This window comes from Streptomyces sp. NPDC056580, from assembly GCF_042793175.1.
GTDB lineage: Bacteria > Actinomycetota > Actinomycetes > Streptomycetales > Streptomycetaceae > Streptomyces.
This window is the reverse complement of the sequence record NZ_JBHTVE010000005.1, coordinates 227,583-252,244: the sequence shown is the minus strand read 5'-3', so window position 1 is coordinate 252,244 and position 24,662 is coordinate 227,583. Positions and strand designations below refer to the sequence as shown.

At 72.9% G+C, this 24,662-nt stretch carries 29 protein-coding genes and 1 tRNA gene; 11 read left to right on the top strand and 19 right to left on the bottom strand.

Annotation, left to right across the window (positions count from 1 at the left end; genetic code table 11):
- Positions 1-19: 19 nt before the first annotated feature.
- The 5 genes from ACFQ9Z_RS12545 to ACFQ9Z_RS12525 all read right to left on the bottom strand — a co-directional run bounded on the left by ACFQ9Z_RS12545 (position 20) and on the right by ACFQ9Z_RS12525 (position 2,784).
- Positions 20-340, bottom strand: a complete 321-nt coding sequence (locus tag ACFQ9Z_RS12545; RefSeq protein WP_383015125.1) for a GYD domain-containing protein — start codon at positions 338-340, stop codon at positions 20-22.
- Positions 341-496: 156 nt separating this feature from the next.
- Positions 497-1,123 carry a hypothetical protein gene (locus ACFQ9Z_RS12540; RefSeq protein WP_383015122.1) on the bottom strand — a complete coding sequence of 209 codons (627 nt, stop codon included), beginning with the start codon at positions 1,121-1,123 and terminating at the stop codon, positions 497-499.
- A gap of 44 nt (positions 1,124-1,167) precedes the next feature.
- Positions 1,168-1,992 carry a rod shape-determining protein gene (locus tag ACFQ9Z_RS12535; protein WP_383015119.1) on the bottom strand — a complete coding sequence of 275 codons (825 nt, stop codon included), beginning with the start codon at positions 1,990-1,992 and terminating at the stop codon, positions 1,168-1,170.
- Positions 1,989-2,408, bottom strand: coding sequence for a TraR/DksA family transcriptional regulator (locus tag ACFQ9Z_RS12530; RefSeq protein ID WP_383015116.1), 420 nt, complete (start codon positions 2,406-2,408; stop codon positions 1,989-1,991). The genes ACFQ9Z_RS12535 and ACFQ9Z_RS12530 overlap by 4 nt, the downstream gene beginning before the upstream one ends.
- Before the next feature lie 49 nt (positions 2,409-2,457).
- Positions 2,458-2,784, bottom strand: a complete 327-nt coding sequence (locus ACFQ9Z_RS12525; RefSeq protein WP_383015113.1) for a TraR/DksA family transcriptional regulator — start codon at positions 2,782-2,784, stop codon at positions 2,458-2,460.
- A 322-nt stretch (positions 2,785-3,106) separates the two neighbouring features.
- On the opposite strand from ACFQ9Z_RS12525, the gene ACFQ9Z_RS12520 reads away from it, so the two are divergent.
- The 5 genes from ACFQ9Z_RS12520 to ACFQ9Z_RS12500 all read left to right on the top strand — a co-directional run bounded on the left by ACFQ9Z_RS12520 (position 3,107) and on the right by ACFQ9Z_RS12500 (position 10,605).
- Positions 3,107-4,060 (top strand): HAMP domain-containing sensor histidine kinase, encoded by a 954-nt coding sequence (locus tag ACFQ9Z_RS12520; RefSeq protein ID WP_383015110.1) that lies wholly within the window; start codon positions 3,107-3,109, stop codon positions 4,058-4,060.
- Between the two features lie 2 nt (positions 4,061-4,062).
- Positions 4,063-4,722: a response regulator gene (locus ACFQ9Z_RS12515; RefSeq protein ID WP_383015823.1), complete on the top strand. Its 660-nt coding sequence runs from the start codon at positions 4,063-4,065 to the stop codon at positions 4,720-4,722.
- A 1,316-nt stretch (positions 4,723-6,038) separates the two neighbouring features.
- Positions 6,039-8,270: a protein translocase subunit SecD gene (gene secD / locus ACFQ9Z_RS12510; protein WP_383015820.1), complete on the top strand. Its 2,232-nt coding sequence runs from the start codon at positions 6,039-6,041 to the stop codon at positions 8,268-8,270.
- Between the two features lie 100 nt (positions 8,271-8,370).
- Positions 8,371-9,315 (top strand): RNA polymerase sigma-70 factor, encoded by a 945-nt coding sequence (locus tag ACFQ9Z_RS12505; RefSeq protein WP_383015107.1) that lies wholly within the window; start codon positions 8,371-8,373, stop codon positions 9,313-9,315.
- 93 nt (positions 9,316-9,408) lie between these two features.
- Entirely contained in the window at positions 9,409-10,605 is a 1,197-nt protein-coding gene (locus tag ACFQ9Z_RS12500; protein WP_383015103.1) for an NAD(P)/FAD-dependent oxidoreductase, read from the top strand.
- Between the two features lie 80 nt (positions 10,606-10,685).
- On the opposite strand, the gene ACFQ9Z_RS12495 is transcribed toward ACFQ9Z_RS12500, so the two are convergent.
- On the bottom strand, positions 10,686-11,744 hold the full coding sequence (locus tag ACFQ9Z_RS12495; RefSeq protein WP_383015100.1) for a PucR family transcriptional regulator: 1,059 nt from the start codon (positions 11,742-11,744) through the stop codon (positions 10,686-10,688).
- Positions 11,745-12,015: 271 nt separating this feature from the next.
- Here ACFQ9Z_RS12495 and ACFQ9Z_RS12490 point away from each other — a divergent pair, with 271 nt between their 5' ends.
- Together ACFQ9Z_RS12490 and ACFQ9Z_RS12485 are read left to right on the top strand one after the other, a co-directional pair.
- Positions 12,016-12,165 (top strand): hypothetical protein, encoded by a 150-nt coding sequence (locus ACFQ9Z_RS12490; protein WP_383015097.1) that lies wholly within the window; start codon positions 12,016-12,018, stop codon positions 12,163-12,165.
- A gap of 55 nt (positions 12,166-12,220) precedes the next feature.
- Entirely contained in the window at positions 12,221-12,508 is a 288-nt protein-coding gene (locus ACFQ9Z_RS12485; RefSeq protein WP_383015094.1) for a hypothetical protein, read from the top strand.
- Between the two features lie 142 nt (positions 12,509-12,650).
- Here the strand turns inward: ACFQ9Z_RS12485 and ACFQ9Z_RS12480 are convergent, their stop codons facing one another.
- Complete coding sequence (locus tag ACFQ9Z_RS12480) at positions 12,651-13,376, bottom strand: anti-sigma factor domain-containing protein (RefSeq protein WP_383015817.1); 726 nt, start codon at positions 13,374-13,376, stop codon at positions 12,651-12,653.
- 23 nt (positions 13,377-13,399) lie between these two features.
- Positions 13,400-13,984, bottom strand: a complete 585-nt coding sequence (locus ACFQ9Z_RS12475) for a sigma-70 family RNA polymerase sigma factor (RefSeq protein ID WP_383015091.1) — start codon at positions 13,982-13,984, stop codon at positions 13,400-13,402.
- Between the two features lie 169 nt (positions 13,985-14,153).
- On the opposite strand from ACFQ9Z_RS12475, the gene ACFQ9Z_RS12470 reads away from it, so the two are divergent.
- Positions 14,154-14,279, top strand: coding sequence for a hypothetical protein (locus tag ACFQ9Z_RS12470; protein WP_383015088.1), 126 nt, complete (start codon positions 14,154-14,156; stop codon positions 14,277-14,279).
- Between the two features lie 102 nt (positions 14,280-14,381).
- On the opposite strand, the gene ACFQ9Z_RS12465 is transcribed toward ACFQ9Z_RS12470, so the two are convergent.
- The 3 genes from ACFQ9Z_RS12465 to ACFQ9Z_RS12455 form a co-directional block, all read right to left on the bottom strand.
- Positions 14,382-14,585 carry a cold-shock protein gene (locus ACFQ9Z_RS12465; RefSeq protein ID WP_007383480.1) on the bottom strand — a complete coding sequence of 68 codons (204 nt, stop codon included), beginning with the start codon at positions 14,583-14,585 and terminating at the stop codon, positions 14,382-14,384.
- A gap of 230 nt (positions 14,586-14,815) precedes the next feature.
- Entirely contained in the window at positions 14,816-15,151 is a 336-nt protein-coding gene (locus tag ACFQ9Z_RS12460; protein WP_383015084.1) for a MerR family transcriptional regulator, read from the bottom strand.
- Between the two features lie 494 nt (positions 15,152-15,645).
- Positions 15,646-15,990, bottom strand: a complete 345-nt coding sequence (locus ACFQ9Z_RS12455; protein ID WP_383015081.1) for a MerR family transcriptional regulator — start codon at positions 15,988-15,990, stop codon at positions 15,646-15,648.
- Positions 15,991-16,590: 600 nt separating this feature from the next.
- On the opposite strand from ACFQ9Z_RS12455, the gene ACFQ9Z_RS12450 reads away from it, so the two are divergent.
- Entirely contained in the window at positions 16,591-16,965 is a 375-nt protein-coding gene (locus ACFQ9Z_RS12450) for a hypothetical protein (protein ID WP_383015078.1), read from the top strand.
- Between the two features lie 127 nt (positions 16,966-17,092).
- On the opposite strand, the gene ACFQ9Z_RS12445 is transcribed toward ACFQ9Z_RS12450, so the two are convergent.
- The 6 genes from ACFQ9Z_RS12445 to ACFQ9Z_RS12420 all read right to left on the bottom strand — a co-directional run bounded on the left by ACFQ9Z_RS12445 (position 17,093) and on the right by ACFQ9Z_RS12420 (position 21,287).
- Complete coding sequence (locus ACFQ9Z_RS12445) at positions 17,093-17,413, bottom strand: SCO5918 family protein (RefSeq protein WP_383015075.1); 321 nt, start codon at positions 17,411-17,413, stop codon at positions 17,093-17,095.
- A 73-nt stretch (positions 17,414-17,486) separates the two neighbouring features.
- Positions 17,487-17,819 carry a CBS domain-containing protein gene (locus ACFQ9Z_RS12440; protein ID WP_383015072.1) on the bottom strand — a complete coding sequence of 111 codons (333 nt, stop codon included), beginning with the start codon at positions 17,817-17,819 and terminating at the stop codon, positions 17,487-17,489.
- A gap of 104 nt (positions 17,820-17,923) precedes the next feature.
- Positions 17,924-19,414: a DEAD/DEAH box helicase gene (locus ACFQ9Z_RS12435; protein WP_383015069.1), complete on the bottom strand. Its 1,491-nt coding sequence runs from the start codon at positions 19,412-19,414 to the stop codon at positions 17,924-17,926.
- Between the two features lie 181 nt (positions 19,415-19,595).
- Positions 19,596-19,799 carry a cold-shock protein gene (locus ACFQ9Z_RS12430; protein ID WP_028799214.1) on the bottom strand — a complete coding sequence of 68 codons (204 nt, stop codon included), beginning with the start codon at positions 19,797-19,799 and terminating at the stop codon, positions 19,596-19,598.
- 438 nt (positions 19,800-20,237) lie between these two features.
- Positions 20,238-20,771, bottom strand: coding sequence for a hypothetical protein (locus tag ACFQ9Z_RS12425; RefSeq protein ID WP_383015066.1), 534 nt, complete (start codon positions 20,769-20,771; stop codon positions 20,238-20,240).
- A gap of 442 nt (positions 20,772-21,213) precedes the next feature.
- Positions 21,214-21,287, bottom strand: a tRNA-Gly gene (locus tag ACFQ9Z_RS12420).
- 523 nt (positions 21,288-21,810) lie between these two features.
- Here ACFQ9Z_RS12420 and dcd point away from each other — a divergent pair.
- Both dcd and ACFQ9Z_RS12410 read left to right on the top strand, forming a co-directional pair.
- A complete protein-coding gene (gene dcd, locus ACFQ9Z_RS12415) occupies positions 21,811-22,386 on the top strand; it encodes a dCTP deaminase (RefSeq protein WP_143629928.1) in 576 nt (191 codons plus the stop codon).
- Between the two features lie 13 nt (positions 22,387-22,399).
- Complete coding sequence (locus ACFQ9Z_RS12410) at positions 22,400-22,909, top strand: phosphoribosyltransferase (RefSeq protein WP_383015061.1); 510 nt, start codon at positions 22,400-22,402, stop codon at positions 22,907-22,909.
- 64 nt (positions 22,910-22,973) lie between these two features.
- Here the strand turns inward: ACFQ9Z_RS12410 and ACFQ9Z_RS12405 are convergent, their stop codons facing one another.
- On the bottom strand, positions 22,974-23,330 hold the full coding sequence (locus tag ACFQ9Z_RS12405; RefSeq protein WP_383015058.1) for a hypothetical protein: 357 nt from the start codon (positions 23,328-23,330) through the stop codon (positions 22,974-22,976).
- A gap of 241 nt (positions 23,331-23,571) precedes the next feature.
- Entirely contained in the window at positions 23,572-24,597 is a 1,026-nt protein-coding gene (locus ACFQ9Z_RS12400) for a YIP1 family protein (protein WP_383015055.1), read from the bottom strand.
- Positions 24,598-24,662: the final 65 nt, after the last annotated feature.

The following is a 24,662-nucleotide window of genomic DNA, read 5'->3' as shown; positions in this document are numbered from 1 at the left end:
CCCGGGGCACCGGCCCGGCTCACCCGCCGGGAGCGCGGAAGGCCACCTGCCGGCGGGCGGCCTCGTCGACCTCCTCCAGGGTGAGCAGCGGGGTGGCCCGGGTGAGCAGGGCGCCGCTGGCCTTGACGTGGAGGGCGACGGCGGCCATGGCCGCCGGGTCGGGGAAGTCGACGACGAGCACGACGTCGTCCGCCCCGAAGGCGAAGTACATGGCCTCGACGCTTCCGCCCAGCCCGGTGACGACCTGGTCGACTGCGGCTCGGCGACCGCTGCCGCCCTCGCCGAGCAGGCCCTTCGTGCCCTCGGCGGTGTAGCTGGCCTGGATGAGGAACTTCGGCATGACGCTCCCTGCCGGTCGGTGATCCGGTACGCACAAGGGGCTTCCCGCCGCGGCCCCGCTCGCCTTCCGCCACCCGCCCGGAATCACCCGTTGGGCGGTCACCGGACCCGCCGCAGCGGGCCCGGTGACCACGCCCGCCGCCGTCACGCCGCGCGGTCAGGGCGAGAGCGTCCAGCGGGGCGCCGTCCTGGCCCAGGCCGCTTCCCACGCGGCGAAGTTGTGCCGCCGCACGGCGAGGGCCGCGGCGCCGTGGACGGCCGCGCCGGCGCCGACCGTGGCCAGGACCGCGCAGACCGCCCAGCCCATGCTGCGGGAGCGGATCTCCTGCGCGGTCAGCGGCGGCCCGGTGATCTCCCCGTTCCGGTCGGCCCAGACGCGCACGGTGCTGCCCGCGGGCAGCCCGGGCTCGACCTCGGTCCGCACCGTGCGGGCACGGCCGTCGGGGCCGTCGATCAGGACCCGCGCCGGGTAGCGCGTCGCGCCGGCCTCCGCCGAGCCCGGCTCGGGGTGGCGCGGCGCGTCCCGGAGCAGGACCGCGGTGGTGGGCCGCCGCGTCTCCGCCTGGTGCTGCGCGGTGCGGGCGTAGTGCCGGCGGGCGGCGTCGCCGGTCAGCAGGGCGACGGCGGGGGCGGCCGCGAGCACGGCCGTCAGCAGACCGATGCCGAGCCACCCCAGGAGCAGGTCGGAGCGGCGGCGCAGGGGATTGCTGCGCAGCCGCCACATGGCGAACCGGGGCAGGTCCTCGGGAGGCTGGGGTGCGGGCGGGGGTACGCGGCCGGCCAAGGTGACCTCCTCACGGCGGCTGGGACGGCGCACGGGAGGGCGGGCTAGCGGGGATGCGGGCCGGGCGGCAGCAGCGCGGCGGCCCCGATCGCGGCGGGGTGGCGGTGGGCCGCTTCGAGGAGCCGGGCGGCGCCGCGCACCGCCGCGGTGTGCGGCGCCGGTACGACGCGCAGCGGCACGTCCAGCCGTCCGGTGAGCCGGTGGGTGATCTCGGGCCGCAGGGCGCCGCCGCCCGCCAGCAGGGGGCCGCGGCGCAGGGCGTCGAGGGTGGCGGAGGTGCGGTCCTGCCGCAGCATCGTGGTCACCATGCCGGTCACCGCGTCGCCGAGGTCCGCGGGCGGCACGGTGTCGAGGTCGCCGGTGCCGAGCGCGGTGCGCCGGGCGTCCACGACCGCGCCGTCGGTCAGCAGCACCACCTCGGTGAGGTGGGCGCCGATGTCCACCACGAGCACGGGACGGCTCTGGTCCGCGCCGGCGGCCAGCGCGACGGCCCGGGCGCTGGGTACGGTCAGCACGCCGCGCGGGCGCAGCACGCTCACGGCGGTGCGGGCCGCGTCCCGGTAGGCGACGCCGTCCAGGACCGGCGCGGTGACGATGACCAGGGGCCGGGTGAGGCGCGGCAGCCGGTTGCCGAGCAGGCGTTCCAGCATCCTCGCGCAGCCCGGGGTGTCGACGATGGTGCCCCGCTGGACGGGGTGGAGCGCGCCCGCGCCCGGGAAGGTGACCGTGGGCACGTCGAGGACGAGCCCACGGCCGGCGATCCAGGCGCGGGTGCGGGCGCTGCCCAGGTCCAGGGCGATGCCGCAGCACCTCGGGCACCGGGGCCAGGGCCGGTGCCCGGTGACGCCGAGGCGCGGGACGACGGTCATCGGCCGGCCTCCCGGACCTGCTGGCAGCGCGCGCAGTAGCGGGCCTGCGGCACTATCAGCAGCCGCTCGCGGTCGATGGGCCGCCGGCACAGATGGCAGGCGCCGTAGCGCCCCTGGTCCATGCGCTCGAGCGCCGCGACCACGTCGGTGAGGACCATGCGGGCGGAGGCGGCGAGCTTGACGTGGACCTCGACCTGCCCGGCGGCGCCCCGCCGCAGCAGGTCGTCGGTGCGCGACGGGACGGCGGACGCGATCTGCACGAGCTGCTCCTGGCGGAACAGGCGCTGCTCGAGGAGGATCTCGCGCAGCGCGGCGAGATCCTCGGGCGACAGGTGTCGGTACGGGGCGTGCCTCGCGGGAACGCGCGGGTCGGTGCCGTGCGTCCCCGGGTCGCCGATGGTCTGGTGGGTCACCACTTCACCCCTCGGGCAGAGCGGAATGCGAGAAGTCGGGAGCGGATCGGGGTCAGGGGGCCACGCGCCGGCAGCCGACGCAGTAGCGGGTGTAGGGAAGGATCTCCAGCCGTTCCACCGGCACCGGCTTGGCGCAGTTCTCGCAGGTTCCGTAGGTGCCCGCCGCGACCCGGGCGAAGGCGTCGTCGATCTCCTTCAGCACCCGCTCGATGGCGGTCCGCTGCGCGGACATGAGCTGGTCGTCCGCCGGCTGCCCGTTCTCGTTCACCGCCTCCAGCTGCACCAGCCGGGCGCCGCGCGCGTGTTCGAGGCGCTGGCGGGCCTCGTGGGCGGTGAGGCTCCGCAGGTGGCCATCGGCGGGAGTGGTGTCGATCGACATGGTGCGTCCCTCTCTCGGTCTCGGTCGGTCGCCGGTGCCCGGCGGTTCCCGGCCCCGGACGGGCCGGTCCGGGTCACTGACTCGAGCCTCGCCGTTCCGGCCGTCCCTGCCCATCGGGCGCAGACCCCATTTACCGAGCGTCACGAGCCCTGCCCGGGCGGCGGATGGGTGGACGGCGGCGGAGAAAATGGGCCGCGCGCCCCATCGATCCGGCGGGCGGGCGACGGGCAGGCTGGGGGCGGCCAGGGCGGCGGCCCGTCCGGGGGCGCTCGATGCCCGACAGTGGAGGAAGGCCGCATCTCGGAAGGAGGCGTACGTCCCGGTGACCCTGTTCTGGCGGATCTTCGGACTCAACGCCGTGGTGCTCGGTACGGCTACGGCACTGCTGCTGTGGGCTCCGGTGACCGTCTCCGTCCCGGTCGTGCTGACCGAGGCCGTCATCCTGCTGGGCGGCCTGGCGGTGATGCTGGTCGCCAACGCCGGCCTGCTGCGCTGGGGTCTGGCCCCGCTCGACCGGCTGACGAAGCTGATGACCACCGTGGACCTGCTCCGCCCCGGCCAGCGGCTGCCCGCCCACGGCGGCGGCGAGGTCGCCGAGCTGATCCGCGCGTTCAACGCGATGCTGGAGCGGCTGGAGCAGGAACGCGCCACCAGCAGTGCCCGCGCCCTGTTCGCGCAGGAGGCCGAACGCCGCCGTATCGCGCAGGAACTGCACGACGAGGTGGGGCAGAGCATGACCGCGATCCTGCTCTCCCTGAAACGGGCCGCCGACCAGGCCGGTGAGCCGCTGCGGGGAGAACTCCACCAGATGCAGGAGATCACCCGCGAGAGCCTGGACGAGGTGCGCCGCCTGGTGCGCCGGCTGCGGCCCGGGGTGCTGGACGACCTGGGCCTGGTCAGCGCGCTGACCTCGCTCACCGAGGACTTCGCCGCGCACACCGGGCTGCAGGTGCAGCGCCGGTTCGACGCCGACCTGCCCGCCCTGGAGCCGGAGACCGAGCTGGTCTTCTACCGGGTCGCGCAGGAGGGCCTGACCAACGCCGCCCGGCACGCGGACGCCGACCGCGTCGTCGTGGCCCTGCACCACGCCGGGGACACGGTGGAGCTGGCCGTCACCGACGACGGCTGCGGCATCGAGGCCGCCCGCGAGGGCGCCGGCATCCGCGGCATGCGTGAGCGGGCGCTGCTCATCGGGGCCCGTCTCGACATCACCCCCGCGCCCGGTGCGGGCACCCAGGTGCGGCTCACCGCGCCCGTTCCCAGGAAGCAGCCGTGACCATGCCCGCAGCCGCCCCGATCCGCATCCTCCTCGCCGACGACCACGCGCTGGTCCGGCGTGGGGTGCGGCTCATCCTCGACCAGGAGCCCGACCTGGAGGTGGTCGCCGAGGCGGGCGACGGCGCGGAGGCCATCGCGATGGCCCGCACCCACGACGTCGACCTCGCCGTGCTGGACATCGCCATGCCCCGGCTGACCGGACTGCAGGCCACCCGCGAGCTGATCGCGCTGAAACCGGGGCTGCGCGTGCTGATGCTGACGATGCACGACAACGAGCAGTACTTCTTCCAGGCACTGAAGGCCGGCGCCTCGGGGTACGTGCTGAAGTCCGTCGCCGACCGGGACCTGGTCGCCGCCTGCCGGGCCGCGATGCGCGACGAGCCCTTCCTGTACCCCGGCGCGGTCACCGCCCTCATCCGCAACTACCTCGACCGGGTGCGGCACGGCGAGGAGACGCCGGACCAGATCCTCACCCCGCGCGAGGAGGAGGTCCTCAAGCTGGTCGCGGAGGGGCACTCCTCCAAGGAGATCGCCGAGATCCTCTTCATCAGCGTCAAGACCGTGCAGCGCCACCGCGCCAACCTGCTGCAGAAGCTCGGTCTGCACGACCGCCTCGAACTCACCCGCTACGCCATCCGCGCCGGCCTGGTCGAACCCTGACCCCGGCTCACCGACCGCCCGGAGCCCCGGCCGCCACTCCCCGGCCGGGGCCCGGGCCACTGCCACCGCGACCGCCACGAAAGGGGGCCGGCGCATGCGCCCAGCACCACGCACTCCCCTGCGCGCGCCGGCCCGCCTCCTGACGATCCCGGCCCTGCTCGCCCTCACGATCCTGACCCTGCTCACCGGCCCCCCGCCCCCGGCCCTCCCCGCACCACCGGCCACTCCCGCAGCCGACGCCTTCCCCGCCGTCACGCCCGCATCCGGCCCACAGGCGACCGGTGGCCATCGTGCTCCCGTCCCCGCTTCCGTGCCGATGGCGCGCCCGGATGTCCCGCAGGGCGTTACGCCCGCTCCCGGCCCGCAGACGGCCGGTGACCATCGCGCCCCCGTCCCCGCTTCCGTGCCGATGGCGCGCCTCGATTGCCCGCAGGGCGTTACGCCCGCTCCCGGCCCGCAGACGGCCGGTGACCATCGCGCCCCCGTCCCCGATCTCGTTTCCACCGCCTCCCTCTCCGCACCCCTTGAGACCCGCGGAGGCGGTGAAGCCATCCACGGCTCACTCCCCGCCGACGACAGCGGTGCCGTTCCGCTCGCCGACGAGCCGTGGGCCGGTGTTCGCGCCGCCCGGGCGGCTGTCCGGCACGAGGGCCACGGGGAGCGCCCGGCACCGGCCGGACCGCTCACCGGTGCCGTGCCCGGTACGGCACCGCTCCAGCCCGGCGCCGGACGGGCCGACGGACCCGAGGGGGGCACCTCCTCCTGGTCGGACCAGGCGGCGACTGATCACGGGCGGGCGCCGCCCGCCACGGCCCGCGCCTGAGACCGCCGCCCGCCAGGGCCCGCGCCGGCCGCGGCCCACGCCGGAAAGCGGAGCCCGCCACGGCTCGCGCTGAGAGCGGGAGCCTGTCACGGCCCCCGCCTGACAGCGGTTTCTGCCACGGCTCGCGGGTGACGGCGGTTTCTGCCACGGCTCGCGCTGAGAGCGGAGCCCGCCACGGCCCGCGCGTGACGGCGGCGCCCGCGACGCGACCCGCCTGACAGCCGCGCCCGCCACGGGCCCCGCCTGACACCGGCGTCCGCCGCGACCCGCGTCTCGGGCCGGCGAGCGGCGGCCGCGGCAGCCCGCGCCTCACATCGGCGCCGGCCGCAGCGGCCCGCGTCTCGTACCCGCGCGTGCCCGCGCCCCGGGCCCCACGTCTCGGGTCGCCGTCCGTCGACCTGGCCCTTCCCCCATCCACCCGTTCACCCATTCGTCCGTGCCATCCGCCGCGGCCGCACGGCCGCAGCCGTGGCATGCCCGCCGGAGGCCCGTGTTGATCCGCTCCGCCCGGGTGAGGGCACTGCTCGCCCTCACCGTGATCGCCGTGTCGCTGTACATCGCCCTCACCGTGCCGATCCGTCTCGGACTCGATCTGCGCGGCGGCACCCAGATCGTGCTCCAGACACGTTCCACCCCGACCGCCACCGCCGACCGCGAGGCCACCGACCGCACCCTGGAGGTGCTGCGCGGCCGCGTGGACGCGCTCGGCGTCGCCGAACCCACCCTCGTCCGCTCCGGTGAGGACCGGATCATCGTCGAACTCCCCGGTGTGCGGGACCCGAAGCAGGCGGCCGAGGTGCTCGGCCGCACCGCGCAGCTCACCATCCACCCGGTGGCCGGCACCGCCACCGCCGGCACCGAGCGGGCCGGGGAGCGGGTCCTGTCCGACGAGTCGGGCGAGCGACTGCGCCTGCGGGCCGCCGCCCTGACCGGACAGCAGGTCGAGGACGCCGCCGCCCGCTTCGACCAGGAGTCCGGCGCCGGATGGCACATCACCGTCGACTTCGGCGGCGCCGGCCGCGCCGAATGGGCCCGGCTGACCGGGGAGGCCGCCTGCAAGCCGGTGGGCGACCCCGGTCGCCGTATCGCGATCGTCCTCGACGACAAGATCATCTCGTCGCCGGAGGTCGCCTCCTCGATCGCGTGCGGCACGGGCATCACCGCCGGCTCCACGCAGATCACCGGTTCCTTCGACGACACCGAGGCCCGTGAACTGGCCCTGCTCATCAAGGGCGGCGCCCTGCCGGTGGCCGTGGAGACGGTGGAGCAGCGCACCGTCGGTCCCACTCTGGGCGCCGAGGCCATCGCGGCCAGCACCTGGGCGGCCGTCATCGGCACCGTCCTGACCTCGCTGTTCGTGATCGCCGTCTACCGGCTGATGGGCATGCTCGCGGCCCTCGCCCTGCTCTGCTACGGCCTCATCTCCTACGCCGCCCTGGCCGCCCTCGGCGCCACCCTCACCCTGCCGGGCCTCGCCGGTTTCGTCCTGGCGATCGGCATGGCGGTGGACGCCAACGTGCTCGTGTTCGAGCGCGCCCGCGAGGAACACGCCGCCCGTGAGCGCCCCACCCCGCGCTCGTCGCTGACCGCCGGCTTCCGCAACGCCTTCAGCGCGATCGCCGACTCCAACATCACCACCCTGATCGCGGCGGCACTGCTCTTCTTCCTCGCCTCGGGACCCGTACGCGGCTTCGGCGTCACCCTCGGCATCGGCGTCCTCGCCTCCATGGTCAGCGCCCTGCTCATCACCCGGGTGCTCGCCGACCACGCCGCGTCCCGCCCGTGGCTGCGCAACCGCCCCCACCTCAGCGGCATCGCCACCACCGGCCCGGTCCGCGACCGCCTGCTGCGCCGCGACCCGCAGCTGATGCGGCGCCCCCGCCGCTGGCTGGCCGGGTCCGCCGTGCTCCTGGTGCTCTCCGGGGCAGGCATCGCACTGCGCGGCCTCGACCTCGGCGTCGAGTTCACCGGCGGACGGCTGGCCGAGTACACCACCGGTGCCCCGGTCGACCCGGACAAGGCCCGCGCCGCGCTCGCCGACGCGGGCTTCCCCCGGGCGGTCGTGCAGTCCTCCGGGGACGACCGTCTGACCGTCCGCACCGGGGCGCTCTCCGACGCCCAGGCGGCCGAGGTCACCCGCGCCGTCGACGCCGTCGCGGGCGGGGCGGACCGGGTCCGCGACGAACTGATCGGCCCCAGCCTCGGCGAGGAGCTGCGCCGCAACGCCCTGATCGCCCTGGCGCTCGCCCTGGGCGCCCAGCTGCTGTACCTGGCGGCCCGCTTCCGCTGGGTGCTCGGCACCGCGGCGGTCAGCGCCCTCGCCCACGACGTGCTGGTCCTGCTGGGCGTGTTCGCCTGGCTCGGCAAGCCGGTGGACGGCGTGTTCCTCGCCGCCCTGCTCACCGTCATCGGCTATTCGGTGAACGACTCCGTCGTCGTCTTCGACCGCATCCGGGAACTGCGCCGGCGCCATCGCACCGCCCCGCTGCCCCGGATCACGAACGAGGCGATCCTGCAGACGGTGCCCCGTACGGTCAACACCGGCATGGGAGCCGCCCTCATCCTCACCGCCCTGGCCGTGCTCGGCGGGGACTCCCTCACCGACTTCGCCCTCGCACTGCTTATCGGCCTCGTCGTGGGCACCTGGTCCTCGGTCTTCGTGGCCGCGCCGGTGGCCATCGAACTCCACGACCGGACCGGCGGGCGCGGGAAGCGCGCGGCCTGAGGAGGGCGGGGGCCGGACCGGCCCCCGCCCTCGATCACGGGCACCGCGGAGCCGCACCACCGCGGCGTCCCCGCGACGGCACGGGCTAGGATCCGGGTCCATGGCGCTGACCGTGCACGACGTGGACCGGTTCGAGTCGTCCAGGCCCCGCCTGGAGGCCATCGCCTACCGCCTGCTCGGCTCGGCGAGCGAGGCGGAGGACGCCGTGCAGGAGACGTTCCTGCGCTGGCAGGCCGCCGACGTCGGCCGCATCCAGGTCCCCGAGGCCTGGCTGACGAAGGTGCTCACCAACCTGTGCCTCACCCAGCTCGCCTCGGCCCGCGCGCGCCGCGAGACGTACGTGGGCCAGTGGCTCCCCGAGCCGCTGCTCGCCGGGGACCCGATGCTCGGACCCGCCGACACCGCCGAGCAGCGCGAGTCGCTCTCGTACGCCGTCCTCACCCTGCTGGAACGGCTGTCCCCCAACGAGCGCGCCGTGTACGTGCTGCGCGAGGCGTTCGACTACTCGCACCGGGAGATCGCCGAGATCCTCGACCTCACCGAGGCCGCGAGCCAGCAGATCCTGCACCGTGCCAGGAAGCATCTCGCCGAGGGCAGGGCCCGGGCGGAGATCGACGGGGCGGCCGCCCGGCGGGTCGTGGAGGAGTTCCTCGTGGCCGCCACCAGCGGCCGGACCGAGCCGCTCGTTCGGCTGCTCACCGAGGACGCCTTCGCGATCGGCGACGGCGGCGGGAAGGTGCCGGCCCGCGCCAAGGCGTTCGAGGGCGCGCTCGCGGTCGCGAAGTTCATGCGGGGCCTGTTCAAGCCCGGCACGGCCCAGCGCAAGCTGGTCGGCGGCTCGCCCGAGATCCACGTCACGACGGCCAACGGCGGCCCGGCCGTCCTGGTCGTCGTGGACGGCCGGGTCATCGGCGTGCTGTGCATGGAGATCACCGCCGCCGGCATCGCCGCGTTCCGCAGCCAGGTCAACCCCGACAAGCTGGAACGCGCGACCAGGCGCTGGGCGGCCACCGACCACGGAGAACCCCGGCTCAGGCCCTTCTGAGGCCGGTGTGACCTGCTTCACATCGCGTATCTGTCAGGAAACGGCGGGCCGCCCGGTTCAAGGGGCGAATCCGCTGAAGACAGGAGCAGGGACATGCAGCACCGCATCGTCGTCCTCGGAGCCGGATACGCCGGGGCCATCGCCGCCGGACGCCTCGCCAGGCGGCTGCGCCGCGAAGAGGTCGCCATCACCCTCGTCAACGCCGAGCCCGACTTCGTCGAGCGCATCCGGATGCACCAGCTCGCGGCCGGCCAGGACCTGCGGCCCCGGCCCCTCGGCGAGATCTTCGCGGGCACGGGCGTGGAACTGAGGATCGCACGGGTCACCGGCGTCGACGCCGACCGCCGGACGGTGGCCGTCGAGAGCGCGGACGGCGCCGGGGAACTGGGCTACGACACCCTCGTGTACGCCCTCGGCAGCGGCTGGGACGACCAGGGCGTCCCCGGCGCCGCCGAGCACGCGCACGAGATCGCCGGCCGGCCCGGCGCGCTCCGGCTGCGCGAGCGGCTGGCCGGCCTGGGCGCCGGGCAGTCCGTGGTCGTGGTCGGCGGCGGCCTCACCGGCCTGGAGGCCGCGACCGAGATCGCCGAGGCCCGCCCGGACCTCGACGTCGCCCTCGCCGCCCGCGGCGGCCTTGGCGACTGGCTCTCCCCCAGGGGCCGCCGCCACCTGCGCGAGGTCTTCGGCAGGCTCGGCATCACCGCGCACGAGAACGCCGCCGTCACCGCCGTCGAGGCCGACCGGGTGCTGACGGCCGACGGCGGGGCCATCCCGGCGGTGGTCACCGTGTGGACCACCGGCTTCGCCGTCCACCCGATCCCGAAGGCCACCACCCTGGAGGTCACCGACACCGGCCGGATCGTGGTCGACGGCACCATGCGCTCGGTCTCCCACCCGGACGTGTACGCCGTCGGCGACGCCGCCCTGGCGATGGGCCCCGGCGGCAAGCCGCTGCGCATGTCGTGCGCCTCCGGCGGGCCTTCCGCCTGGCAGGCCGCCGACGCCATCGTGGCCCGTCTGACCGGCGGCGAACTCCCCGACGTGCCGCTGCGCTACTTCAACCAGTGCGTCTCGCTGGGCCGCCGGGAGGGCCTGATCCAGTACGTCACGGCCGACGACCGGTCCGTCCGGGCGGCCCTGACCGGCCGGTTCGCCGCCGTCTACAAGGAGCTTGTCTGCAAGGGCGCGGCCTGGTCCGTCGCCAACCCGACCCTCGGCATCCCGGGCCGGCGGCGCCGCGTCGTGCCGCAGCCGGCCCGGCGGGACCCGGCGGTCGAGGCGGCCGTCTGACCACACCACGGGACGGGCGCCCCGCGGTCCGGGCGCCACTTGCGGTCCGGGCACCCGGACCAGCCGCCGGCCGCCGCTCGTCACAGCTCCGTCGCGGGCCAGTCCAGCAGCCGGGCGCCGATCGTGGCGGTCTGCAGCATGTAGCGGTGGGCCGGGTCCGCGAGATCGGCGCCGGTGAGCCGGCGGATGCGGTCGAGGCGGTAGGTCGTGGCCCGTACGCTCAGCGACAGCCGACGGGCCGCCTCGGCGGCTACACAGCCGGAGTCGAAGTACGCGGTGAGGGTGTCCAGCAGCGGCCGGGCACCGCCGCGGGCGGCCGTCAGCGGGCCGAGAGCGCCGAGCACCAGGTCGGCCAGGGCCTGGCGGTCACGGGCGAGGACCGGATAGACGAGCAGGTCGGCCGCGTACAGCACCGGGGCGTCCAGACCGAGGCGCTCGGCCATCTCCAGCGCTTTCAAGGCCTCTTCGTACGACTGGACCACCCCGCCGGGGCCGGGCTGCGGGCGGCCGACGGCGACCCGCCCGCCGCCGGTCGCGGCGTGCGCCTGCTCGGCGAAACAGGGCAGGACCTCGTCCTCGTGACCGGGGGCGATGCACAGCAGCCGGCCGTCCTTGGTGGTCACCAGGACGTCACGGTGGCCGAAGCGGGCCGACAGCGCACGCTCCACCTGCCGGGGCACCGCGTCGCCCTCCTCATAGCCGACGGGGCCCTGGGCGACGGCCACGGCGTGGGCGTGGGACAGCCGCAGGCCGAAGCGTTCCGCACGCTCGGCGAGCCTGCCCAGATCGCTGCGGCCGAAGAGCAGGTCGTCGATGAACTCCCGCCGCGCCGCCTCCTCCTGGCGCACGGCGAGCCGCTGGGCGCGTTCGTACCCCTCGGCGAAGGCGTCCACCACCTGCTGCACGGCGGCCAGGGCGCTGTCGGCGGAGCCGGGCGAGCGCGGCCAGGCGGTCCGGGCGGCGGCGAGGTGGGCGCCGACCAGGGCGCGCAGGCCGTACCCGGCCTCGGCGGCCTGTTCCCCCAGAGCGCGCCGGGACTCCAGCTCGGGGCGGGTGAGGCGCCGCCCGGTGGCCGACACCTCGGCAAGGATCGGCGCGTAGCCCTCCAGGTACCGCTCAGGGATCTCCCGCTCCGCCACGCCGTCCCCCCGCGTCTCGACGCGCCGGTGACGGTCCCTCAGTGGCTCACCGGCATGCAGACCCTAGTGAACTTTGCCGGGAACCGGCAATGCGCCGGACGGTGCGGACAGGGCAGCATGGGGTGCGGGGAGCACCACGGACGGCTCCGGTGCCGGACACCGGCAGGTGTCCGGCACCGGGTCGGAGACGGACGCCGTCGGACGTGCCGCCCGTGCCGGCCGCGCCGCTGGGCCGGGAAGAAGGCCGCGAACGTCGCACCCGGGAGGCCCGATGATCACGTCTTTCCTGATACCGCCGGCCACCGCGGCGCTGCTCGTGGCCTTCTTCACCGCAGTGCTGATCCGCCGGGACCGCCGCAGGTCGGCGACGTCCGCCGACACCCGCGACACCCCCTCCGGGCCTTCTCCGTCCGGTGGCTGACCGGCCCGGCGGGGCGCGGGCCGGACGGGCCGTGAGGCCGGTGTAGCTTCATGGCGTGTCCATGCTGTTCGTATCCCTCGGCGCCCTGGCGGCCCTGCTGGCCGTGCTCAACGCCACGCAGGCGCTCCTGGGCCGCCGGCTCATCGGACCCTCGGCGGGCGCCCGCCCGGCCCGCCGGCTCCGCGCCGAGTCCGCGGCGGCGGCCGTCGCCATGTCCGGCGCCGCCCTGGCGGCCTTCGGCATCCCGGCCGGCGGCCGGTGGCCCGCGGTGGGCGGCGCGGTGACGCTGGCCGGCTGGATCGCCCTGATCGCGGTGCGCCGGCGGTTCACCGCCCGGGCATAGGTGTACTCGGCCAAGAGGTTGATGACTCGCGTCGGTAGTTGATCAAGAGAACCCGGCACACCGCTTCCCGAGCGCCCGCCCGCGCAGCGCCCCGGCACACCGCTTCCCGAGCGCCCGCCCGCGCACCGCCCAGGACCGGCGTTCAGGCAGGGAGGCCCAGCAGCGCGACCGGCGCGGAGGTCGGCTTGGTGGAGCCGCCCGCCGGCTCCACGGTGACCCCCATGCCGGAGGCGCCGTCCACACCGCCGCGCAGCAGCACGGCCTGGTCGGTGCGGCCGGGATCCATGAGGCCGGCCGACCGCATCGTCCCGTCGTCGTCGAACCAGAGCTGGTAGACCTTGCCTCCCGCGGGCCGGGCCATCCCGGAGACGACGAACACCGCCCTGTTCCGTTCCCTGGACACGACGACGCTGCCGGTTGCGCCGTCACCCAGGGCGGCGGCCCGGGCCCGCGCGTCGGGTGCCGCCAGCACGGCGGCGATCCCGGCGCTGCCCTGCCGGGCGACACGCGCCTGGCGCACGGCGTCCTCGGCCCGCTGGTGCTGCCACACCGTCGTACCGCCGAGGCCGGCGGCCGCCGCGAGACATGCGGCCAGGGCCCACCGGGGCAGCGGCCGCGCCCGCTTTCCGGCCCGGCCCGCACGGACGCCGGCCGTGCCGGGCGACACCTGCCGGACCGAGGAGATCCGGCGCAGGACCTGCCCACGCAGGGCCGGCGACGGCGTCACGGTGGCGGCGAGGCCAAGCCGGACTGCTGTGGCGGACAGCTCGGCCGTCTCCTGCGCACACGACTCGCAGCCCGCCAGGTGACGCTCGAACGCGGAGCTCTCCTCGTCGGAAAGGGCGTGCAGGGCGTAGGCACCGGTCATCCGGTGCGGGTCGGCGGTCGAGGTCACGCGGTCACCCCCAGGCAGTCGCGCAGCCGGATGAGACCGTCCCGCAGCCGGGTCTTGGCCGTGCCGAGAGGAAGGGCGAGCGCCTCCGCGACCTGACGGTAGGTCAGCCCCCGGTAGTAGGCGAGCGTGACGGCCTGCCGCTGGATCTCGGTCAGCGTGCGCAGGCACCGGCGCACCTGCTCCCGCTCGAGCCGGGCCTCGACCTGCTCGGTCACCTCGTCGAACTCGGGCGTCCGCGCCAGCAGGGCGGCCTTGTGGTCCCGGACCGCCGCGGCCTCCACCGAGCGCACCCGGTCCACCGCCCGGCGGTGCGCGAGCGTGAGGACCCAGTTGCGGGCCGTCCCGATCTCGGGCCGGTAGCGGGGCGCGGTCCGCCACACCTCCACCAGCACCTCCTGCGCCACTTCCTCCGACTGGGCCGGATCGCGCAGCACGGCCTGCACGACCCCGAGGACGGGGCCGGCCACGGCGTCGTAGACGGAGGCGAACGCGTCCTCGTCGCCCAGGGCGACGCGGCCCACCAGCTCCTGCAGATCGGGTTCCGACGAGCGGTTCGCGCCGATGTACACGGCTTCTCTCACCAAGGGCCTCCGCGGTTGCGACATCTCCGGACGTAATCCGGTCCTGGGGAGGCGGCGGATTGGTCCCGGCGGTGAAGAAGCGCGCATACCCCGGAAGGGCCGTCCGGCACCTCGCCCGGGCCCGCCGTCACCCCGGCTGGGCAGGCCCCCACTCGGACGAGCCGAGGGGATGGCTGTACGCGGGGCGGCCGAGGTTCCCGCTCGTCCGGAAGGGCCTGCCTTCGTCGTGTACGTGGACGACTCGATCCAGGTGACGTACCGGCAGTCGACCATGGCCGACGCCCTGGACCGGTGACGCGGAAAAGGACACGGAAACGAGCCGGGGCCCGCACCTCAAGGGTGCGGGCCCCGGCCACGTGCCGCGCGAGCCACCGGCTCGCGGCGATTCGCGTACGCGTCAGGCGGGAACGATGTTCTCCGCCTGCGGGCCCTTCTGGCCCTGCGTGACGTCGAAGGTCACCTTCTGGCCTTCCTGAAGCTCGCGGAAGCCGCTGGTGGCGATGTTCGAGTAGTGGGCGAACACGTCGGCGCCGCCGCCGTCCTGCTCGATGAAGCCGAAGCCCTTTTCCGCGTTGAACCACTTCACGGTGCCAGATGCCATATTCAGTCTCCCTAGAGGGGCAGTGTTCGAATCCGCACTTTACGGAACCGAGTCGCCGCGATGATCACCCCTCCGGAAGGATCCGGAAAGCAGTGCAAAGAAAAATCTCCGGCAACCAAAACTGCAACCGCTAGCACGCTAACACAGGTACCGGTCACGGCAACCGCGCCATTTCCGGAGCGTCCGGCAATTCTCGTCCCCTCGCAGCCCATAATTCTGTACCGGCGGAACTAGATATCCGCGCCGTGCCCGTCCAGCTTCCGGCGCGCTTCCCGGTTCAGCCGCAGGGCGTGGCCGAGCTGGTCCTCCAGGGAGACGATGCGGCACGCGGCCCCCACCGGAGTGCCCTGGTCGACCAGCTCGCGGGCCCGCGCGGCCACGCGCAACTGGCGGCGGGAGTACCGGCGGTGGCCGCCTCCCGAACGCCGGGGGGTGATGAGCCCGGCCTCGCCGACGGCCCGCAGGAAGGCGGCGGTGGTCCCGAGCACGTCGGCGCCCCGGCCCATCGTGTAGGCGGGATAGTCGTCGTCGAGGTTGCCGGCGGCGGGTGATCTCTCGGCGGGCATGGCACCTTCGTTTTAGGGGCGCGGCGGGAGTCCGGGCGGGTCTTGCACCCGCGCCGCGCAGGGCCGGCGCTCGTCTGCCTCGTGGGGCAACCCTAACGCCGCCGGGCCCGCGAATGTGATTTCGCCGTGACAGATTCTCGCCCGCGGCCACACCTGCCATGGCGTCGAAACGGGCCGGCCGGCCGGCGGCCTCCGGGCCGACGACCTCGAGGTGGCGTGGGTCACTATGACGGTCGGCCCGAAGATCAACGACGCCGCACTGAAGTGGACCTTGTCCCGGCTGCGCGTGGAGCCGGTGACTCAGACGGTTGCGCAGGCGGCCGCGACCTTGCTGCGAGCCGCGGGCTGCACGGCCACGCGGCCGCATGGACTGGTGCCGGACGCCTCAGGGAGTGATCTGGACGACGAAACGGCGGCATCGGACCGGCCGCTTTCCGGGGCACGCTCTCCTTCGGCCGCAAGGGGCGTTCCGGCTACGGCCCGAGCCCACGGGTTCAGCCGGATCCGGAACTGCCCGCCGATTCGCCGGCGGCACGGCGGTACTCGGCGTTGATGCGCTGCGCTTCCTCGAGCTGGTCCTCGAGGATGACGATGCGGCACGCGGCCTCGATCGGAGTCCCCTTGTCGACGAGCTCGCGGGCGCGCGCGGCGATCCGCAGTTGGTAGCGGGAGTACCGGCGATGTCCTCCCTCCGAGCGGAGCGGCGTGATCAGACGGGCCTCCCCGATGGCCCGCAGGAAGGCCGGGGTGGCGCCGAGCATCTCGGCCGCCCGGCCCATCGTGTACGCGGGGTAGTCGTCGTCGTCCAGACGATCATTCAGGGGATTGTCCGATGTCATGTCACCTCGCTGTGCAACGCGTCGAGGGGCCCTGGTGCCGAACGGCACCAGGGCCCCGAAGGAAATTGAACACCATCTGTCGGCCCTACTGCTGTGCCGACCTTCTGTTTCCGCTACCCGGCCCGGCAGAGGGGGTGCGGGGGGATCGCAGCTGCTTGACCGGGGACCACCATCCATTCCGGGGTCTTGCGGACCCGGGCCGAGTGCTTCTCGGGCCGGGCGATCCTGATGGCGTCTGCTCCTCCGTTCCTCTCGCTCCGACCACTGAGCAAAGCTGTACTGCTCCTCGGCGGCTCCTCGACGTGCGAGCCGCCGAGCGCGTCTCTCGATCGAGAGACGCGCTGACCTGCGTACTTCGCGTCAGCCACCCGCCAGTTCGTGTCTGACGGGGTCTCGTTCGACCGTGTCTACGAGAAGAAGCGTACCCATGTCAGCAGCGGAAAGCTACTTCAGCTGGATGAGATTTCGCTCTTCTGAAGAAGGAGGAAGCTTGCTGCGACCGGCCCCCCCGCCAGTTGGCGGGACCACCTCCTGCCGCGCGCAACCCCTCCAGTTCCCCGGGCGGTTCGGGCACGGCTGGACCGCGTAAGCTCTGCTGTCATGTCGAACCCTGATGAGCTGCTCGTCGCCATCTCCGCCGCGGTGGAGTCCGAGCGAAGCAATCAGATGTCGCTGACCGTGGTCGTCGGTGGCGCCGTCATCACCGGCCGGCTGGCTCCCGAGGCCGTATGGAGGGAGCGGGTGGCGGAGGTGCTGAAGGACTCGGACCGTCTCGGCCCGTTCTCGGACGTCTTCGTCCGCACTCCACGAGGGAACCGGCCCGGTCGCGGCGAGGCGCCCACGCATCTGCACTTCCATCTCGCCCGGATCCTGCAGGGCAGCCTCGGGATCCCGGAGACGGGCGGAATGTACCGAGTCGCGATCAAGGACGTCACCGCATGGACCGTAGGAGATCTCGTCCACTTCGACCAGTGAGAGGCGGTCTCCGGCCCGTCGCCCGGCAGGCGGGTGCCGAGCGGACGGCGGCACAACGGTGGGGGCCCTGCCGACGCGCGTCGGCAGGGCCCCCACCGGGATCCTGAGGGCGGTCTCCCGCGCGTCCTCACACGGCCACGGGGCCGGTGCCGCCGAGCAGTGCGGACGCGGTCCGCAGGACAGTGGGTCCACCCTCGCCCACGGGCGCGCCCACGGGGCAGTCGTGGCAGGTGAAGCCGAGACGCGTCATAGCCCGCACGACTTCACCGGCGGTGAAGTCACGGGGGTCCTGTCCTGTGATGACCTGGCCCACCTGCTTGACCGGATAGCGGCGGCGGCCGATGGTCACGGACGCACCCGTGACGAGCCCGGGCCTGACGCCCTTCATGGCGGCCAGCACCCCTGTCCTGGTCAGGTCGAACGGGTACCGGGCGATGACACAGCGCATGATGCCTCACAGGGGAGAAGTCGCGGGGGAGAAGGAGAACAGGCCGCCCGGGGCGAGACGGATGCAGACGGATTCAGTACGAGAGAGCGGGTGCGGCCGGTACCCGGCCGTACTCGCCGCCGGCGTGCGGGGCCAGTGGTCCGTCGCGGACGTCGCGCAGACGGATCCGGTCCGTGTACGCGGAACTCTTGCGGACGACGGCCAGTGCGACCCGGGTCACCAGGCCTGTGCTCTCGTCGTCCCCGTCGCACACGGTCAGGTACTCCACCCGGGCACCCGCCATGACGGCCAGAGCCACCTCGACGGTCATGTCGTCACACACCCGAGGGCCGTGCCCTTCGATGTCCTCGGCCCCGGTCACGGGAGCGGGGTCCGGCTCACGGTGCTGCGTCCGCGATGGCCTCAAGGGTGTCTCCTTCGGTAAGGGATGGTCTGCTTGGCGGCCCTTGCGGCCCCGGGAGACCACGGCGGCTCTCGGAAAGGCCGAGGGTGGCCGTGGCCCGCGCCGGCCTAGGCAGCCGAGTTCTTCCCGGGCAGCCGCTGTCCCTGCCGACGCGCCCCCGCGCCGACGGATCGGCCCCGGACGGTGCGGCCCCGGGGGTCCCGGGACGGTGCGGAGACGCGGCGGGTGCGTTCCACGACGGGCGCGGTGATGACCACGGGGACCCCGGAGGGCGCCCGGGCGCCTGTGATCCGGCTCAGTTCCGCCTCGCCCGAGCGGACCGCGGTGACGCGCGCGGTGATGCCGGCCGACGCCATCAAACGGGTCATGCCGCGGCGCTGGCCGGGGGTCACCAGGGTGACGACGCTGCCGGACTCCCCGGCGCGGGCCGTACGGCCGCCACGGTGCAGGTAGTCCTTGTGGTCGCCGGGCGGATCCACGTTCACGACCAGGTCGAGGTTGTCGACGTGGATGCCGCGGGCCGCGACGTTGGTGGCCACCAGGACGGTGACGTGACCGCTCTTGAACTGCGCCAGGGTCCGGGTGCGCTGCGGCTGGGACCGGCCGCCGTGCAGGGCCGCGGCGCGGACACCGCTGTTCAACAGGTGCTCGGTCAGCCGGTCCACGGCGTGCTTGGTGTCCAGGAACATGATGACCCGGCCGTCCCGGGCCGCGATCTCGGTGGTCGTGCGGTGCTTGTCCGCGTCGTGCACGTGGAGTACGTGGTGCTCCATCGTGGTGACGGCACCGGCCGACGGGTCGACGGAGTGCACCACCGGGTCGGTCAGGTAGCGGCGGACCAGCAGGTCGACGTTGCGGTCCAGGGTGGCCGAGAACAGCATCCGCTGGCCCTCGGGCCGCACCTGGTCCAGCAGGGCGGTGACCTGGGGCATGAAGCCCATGTCGGTCATCTGGTCGGCCTCGTCGAGCACCGTGATGCCGACGTCGTCGAGCCGGCAGTCGCCCCGGTCGATGAGGTCCTTGAGCCGACCGGGCGTCGCTACGACCACCTCCGCACCGGCGCGCAGCGCACCGGCCTGCCTGCCGGTGGACATTCCGCCGACGACGGTAGCGAGCCGCAGGCACACGGAGCGGGCGTAGGGAGCGAGCGCGTCGGTGACCTGCTGGGCCAGCTCACGGGTGGGGACGAGGATCAGCGCCAGCGGGCGGCGCGGCTCGGCGCGCCGGCCCGCGGTTCGGGCCAGTGCCGCGAGGCCGAAGGCGAGGGTCTTGCCCGATCCGGTGCGGCCGCGGCCGAGCACGTCGCGGCCGGCCAGGGAGTTCGGCAGGGTGGCCGCCTGGATCGGGAACGGCACGGTCACACCTTCGTGGCCGAGCGCGGTCAGCAACGGCGTCGGCATGGCGAGATCGGCGAATTCCTCGACAGCGGGCAACGCGGGTGTGACCGTCTTCGGCGGCGCGAACTCGCCGGCCGCGGACTGCTGTTTTCCGTTACCGGCGCTCCGGCGCGGAACGCCGGAGCGGCCAGCGGCGGCGCTTCCTCCGAAGCGGTCGTATACGCGATTGCTGCGTGCGCGAGTGGTACGTGTGCGGTTCATGCGGAACCTTCCTTGATGCGGGCACGTATCAAGGAATTTCCGCAGCAGTATGAGCGGCGCAGAGAATCGCGTGAACGGGCCGGTAAATGACAGGGGCGAATCACCCTGGGAGTGAAGCGAGCTGGGGCCCGCACCCCAAGGTGCGGGCCCCAGCTGCGAAGTATGCGGCTGTGCCGGTGCGTCAGGCGGGAACGATGTTCTCGGCCGTCGGGCCCTTCTGGCCCTGCGCGATGTCGAACGACACCTTCTGGCCTTCCAGCAGCTCGCGGAAGCCCTGGGTGGCGATGTTCGAGTAGTGGGCGAAGACGTCGGCGCCGCCGCCGTCCTGCTCGATGAAGCCGAAGCCCTTTTCCGCGTTGAACCACTTCACAGTGCCAGTAGCCATGTTGTTTCTCCTTCGGAGGCGGTAGCAGGAATACGCCCTGCGCGCATTCCGTGTCGCCGTGATGATCAGCCGTCGGAAAAACCTTCTGGCAACCTCACCTGCAACTGATGACGACAGTAGCATGATGCGATCAGTTTGGCGCGGTCGATAATTCCACTCCGCCGGGCGGTCGAGGAATACTCGCCATACCCCGCACTTATTTCTCATTTCACGGACACAGATATTGCTCTTCGCGGACGCGGCCTTCCTGCCGTGCACTTCCGCCCACAGCTCTGTGACCTGCCTGGCACGGCCCCGGACGCGACGAAGGGCCAGCCCGGGAGGCGAACCTCCTGCGCTGGCCCTTCGGCCTGTGCCCTGGCGGGATTCGAACCCGCGACACCAGTCAGCTGTGGATGTCAGGTGGGCCAGGGTCTTTCTCTGCGCCGGGCGCCACTGTCACCACTCGTCGTGGTCGTTGATCACCCGGAAGCTGGCCACGACCCCATCGTCACCGAACATGCCAACGAGGTCGGTACCGAACGTGCCAGCGAGGTCGGTACGGGGCACAGTGCCGGAGGTCTCGTCGTGGGGACCCACGATGGCGACCGGAGAACCGGCACAGTTGAAGCCCCGGAAGACCGCGACGGTCTGCCGGCTGTCATTGAAAATGTTGAAGCTGCTGGAGCTGTCCGCAGTGATGCAGCCGTCGGCGGACGCGGAGTACGTACGTTCGTTGAAGTAGATCCTCCCGCCTTCCTCGTGACCGTAGTCGCGTCCGCCCTCGTCGTGGCCCTCGTTCCTCTCGCCGCTCGCGCTTCTGTCGCCCGAGGGAGCCGCGACTGGAGCGGCTCGGTGCACAGGCAGGGCCGCTTGGTGCGCAGGTCGGGCCACTCGGTGGACAGACTGGGAGGCCGGGGTGGATCCGGCGGTCGGGGCGTAGATGATGCCGGCGGCTGCAAGGGCGGTCGCGCCTATTCCGGTGCCAACCACAGCAAAAATATGCGGAGGCATGTCACTTCTCTCTGTCGGACGGACGTCGGCCGGGCAACCGACCTGCGATGAACGTACCGACAGCTCCCATGGCGGGCATTTCGGACGTATCTCTGGTGTGATTCCGTGAGTCCAATCGGGTACCAGCGGTTCAGGAACCGTTGCATCGCCGCAGGTCCCGGGCCGAGATCGGACGCGCTCGCCGGCGGACGGGGACCTCGTAGACGATCTTGCGCAGCGCGGCTGAGGCGACGATGTCTGCGGGTTCCACGGGCTGCCCCTCGTCGCGGCCCACGCCGTGCCATCACGAGCGCGAGCGGATCGACCGATCATTCAGAGTCGCGTCGGCGGTAGCCTGCGCGTGAATGTCCTCAGCTGGCACGCGACGAGTGATCGCCGAGGACAGCAAAAAGGCCCGGGTCTTTGACCTGGGCCTTCTTCGTGGAGCGGGTGACGAGAATCGAACTCGCGCTCTCAGCTTGGGAAGCTGATGTTCTACCATTAAACTACACCCGCGTAACTTCGGGCGGACCGGCTCCGCGGAGTCGATGCCCGAACGCTCGCTCACTGTACCCCATCGTGGACCCCCGGTGCCCGGACCGGGGGTCCACGTGTATTCGGGGCATGGGATCCGCCTGCGGGGGAACGGAGTTGAGGCGTACCGTGGCGGGGTGGTGAGAGGGGCCGGGCGGGGCCGGAGTGCCGCCTGGAGAGTCGTCTCTTTGATCCCGTAATGTGGCTTTCGTCGGCAGTGCAGCAGGCCGACGCGGCTCTTGGGGAAGGGACTTGAGGGATTTGATGGAACGCACCGACGTTCGTTGCGCGGACGGGCACGTCTTCAGCGCCACTTCGTTCCCGATGCAGAAGGCCGAGCGGCTGGGCCCCGGCCGGCTCATGAGGTGTCCACGGTGTGCCCGGCTCCGCAGTGTGGTGCCGGTCGCCCTGGAGAAGCGGTAGCCGTAACCCGGCGCACACGGACACAGGCCCGCGGAGTCGTCACGATTGTCGGGGCTCCGCGCGCCTTGCGTATCCTCGGGGCGTGCTTCTCTCAGACAAGGACATCCGGGCCGAGATCGACGCCGGGCGGGTACGGATCGATCCCTATGACGAAACCATGGTGCAGCCGTCGAGCATCGACGTGCGGCTGGACCGTTACTTCCGGGTGTTCGAGAACCACCGGTACCCGCACATCGACCCCTCGATCGAGCAGGCGGATCTGACCCGGCTGGTGGAGCCGGAGGGCGACGAGCCGTTCATCCTGCACCCCGGCGAATTCGTGCTGGCGTCGACGTACGAGGTGATCACGCTTCCCGACGATCTCGCCTCGCGCCTTGAGGGCAAGAGCTCCCTCGGCCGGCTCGGGCTCGTCACGCACTCCACCGCCGGGTTCATCGACCCGGGGTTCAGCGGTCACGTGACCCTGGAGCTGTCCAACCTCGCCACCCTGCCGATCAAGCTGTGGCCCGGCATGAAGATCGGCCAGCTCTGCATGTTCCGGCTGACCTCGCCGGCGGAGCACCCGTACGGCAGCGAGCGCTACGGCTCCCGGTACCAGGGGCAGCGCGGGCCGACCGCCTCGCGGTCCTACCTGAACTTCCATCGGACCCAGGTGTGAGGACGGCGACGACATGAGCGAAGTACGCGAGAACCTGACCTACGAGCGGTTCGGCACCGCCATCCGCGAGCTGGCGCAGACCATCGCCGACGACGGCTACGAGCCCGACATCGTGCTGAGCATCGCGCGGGGCGGGGTGTTCGTGGCGGGCGGGCTGGCCTATGCCCTGGACTGCAAGAACATCCACCTGGTGAACGTCGAGTTCTACACCGGCGTCGGCACCACCCTCGAGATGCCCGTCATGCTCGCGCCCGTGCCGAACGTGATCGACTTCTCCGACAAGAAGGTGCTGATCACCGACGACGTCGCGGACACCGGCAAGACGCTCAAGCTGGTGCGCGACTTCTGCCTCGACACGGTCGCCGAGGTGCGCTCCGCGGTGATCTATGAGAAGTCCCACTCCCTGGTCAAGTGCGAGTACGTATGGAAGCGCACCGAGGACTGGATCAACTTCCCGTGGAGCGTCCTGCCTCCCGTACACAGGTCGGGCGCGGCGCCCAAGGCGAACAGGGAAGCGCTCTAGAACGGCCCGGCGGCCGGGCTCGTGTGCCATCCGGCCGCCGGGCCGTCGGATCAGGTGGCCGCCGTCACTTCCCGCCCTGCTGTTGCTGCTGTTGCTGTTGCTGCTGCTGGTTGCAGTTGATGACGGTGTTGCCGTCGGCGTCCTTGACGGTCTTCAGGACCTTGGTGGTCTTCTTGGCCGCCGGGTCCCCCTGCTGCTGCTGTTGTTGCTGCTGCTGCTGCTGGTTGCAGTTGACGGTGATCGTGCCCGCCTTCTCGCCCTTGGCGGACCTCAGGGCCCTGGTAGCGGTGTTGCCCGGCCGTGCCTGGTCCATGGAGGGGTAGGAGATCCGCAGGAGCGTCGTGTTGTTCAGCAGCGGAAGGACGTCCCCGATACCGTGCGCCTGGGCGCCGCCGGCGCTGAAGAGCACTGCCGCCGTCACAGCGGCGCTGACAGCGGCACATCGCTTGGCGAACTTCACTCGACCAACCTTTCGTCGTCGCTGACGCCGGATTCCCGGCTTCGCTGGACACAATGGCGACGGCGGACGGCGAACGATCAGTGGGCGCGCTGCAACGCCCTTCTTTTCCCCCGGACAGCCTCACCGGCGCAGTGCGCGGGGCGTGGCGAAAGGCCCCCGGCGGTCGACCGCGCGGGGGCCTCGGCGTGCGGTGCGGGGCGGGCTAGAAGGTGCCCAGCTTCACGATCGACAGCAGCGCGACGAGCTGGATGGCCGACGCGGCCAGCGCCTTCGGCCAGGGCAGGTCGTGCGAGCGGGACACCATCAGGGTCAGCAGGGCGCCCGCGCCGATCCAGGTGGCCCAGCCGAGGAGCTGGACGAAGCCGGCGTCGCCGCCGAAGAACATGGCGAAGACCAGGCGGGGGGCGTCCGTGAGGGAGGTGATCAGCATGGACAGGCCGACCGTGGGCTGCCAGGCGCCGTCGCCGCCGAGCTGGCGGGCCAGGGTGTGGGTGACCACGCCCAGGATGAAGGCGCTCAGCACCATCGCCACGGCGGTGACCAGGACGATCGGGATCGCGTTGGAGAGCGTCGCGTCGATCACGTCCGCGCGGGCCCCGTCGAAGCCGAAGACGGCGAGCAGGCCGTAGAGGAAGGTGACGATGAGCGCCGGGGCCCACATCGTGTAGTCCCGCATCCGCAGGAACGTCTGGTTCGGGGCGAGGACGACGCCCTTCAGCAGTTCCTTCCAGTGCAGGGGCGGGCCGATCGGGCCGGACGGCGCGGCCGCGCCGGCGTGGTAGGTCGAGCCCTGGGTGTAGCCGGCCGCCTCGTCGACCGAGAACGCCTGGGTGTGGCCCGGGTTGTTGGCCGCGTACGGGTCGTGCCCGCCGTGCCCGGCGCCCGGGTGGCCGCCGTCGCCGAAGTACTCCGGGCCGTCGTCGGCCGACCCCGGGTACCCGTACGGCTGTCCCTGCTGCGGGTACGGCGGCTGCGGCGCAGAAGGGTAGCCGTACGAGGGGCCCGGGGGCCGGCCGTGCGGCGGCTGCTGCCGTCCGTGCGACGGCCCGCCGGGCCGCCCCTGTCCGTACGACGGTCCCTGCGGCGCCTGCTGTCCTTGGGGGGTGCGGTTGTCCCGGCCCCCGCGTCCGTTCCTGAATCCAGCCACGCCCTCGAACGTACCTGGTCCCGGAGACTCCCGTGCCGGACCGGGGCGTCCGGGCCCGGCTTTGCGGCCGACCTGTGACATCCCCTAAGGGACCGTCAGCAGCAGGTCCCGGGTCATCTCGGGGTCCGCCGGGGTTCACCCGGGTC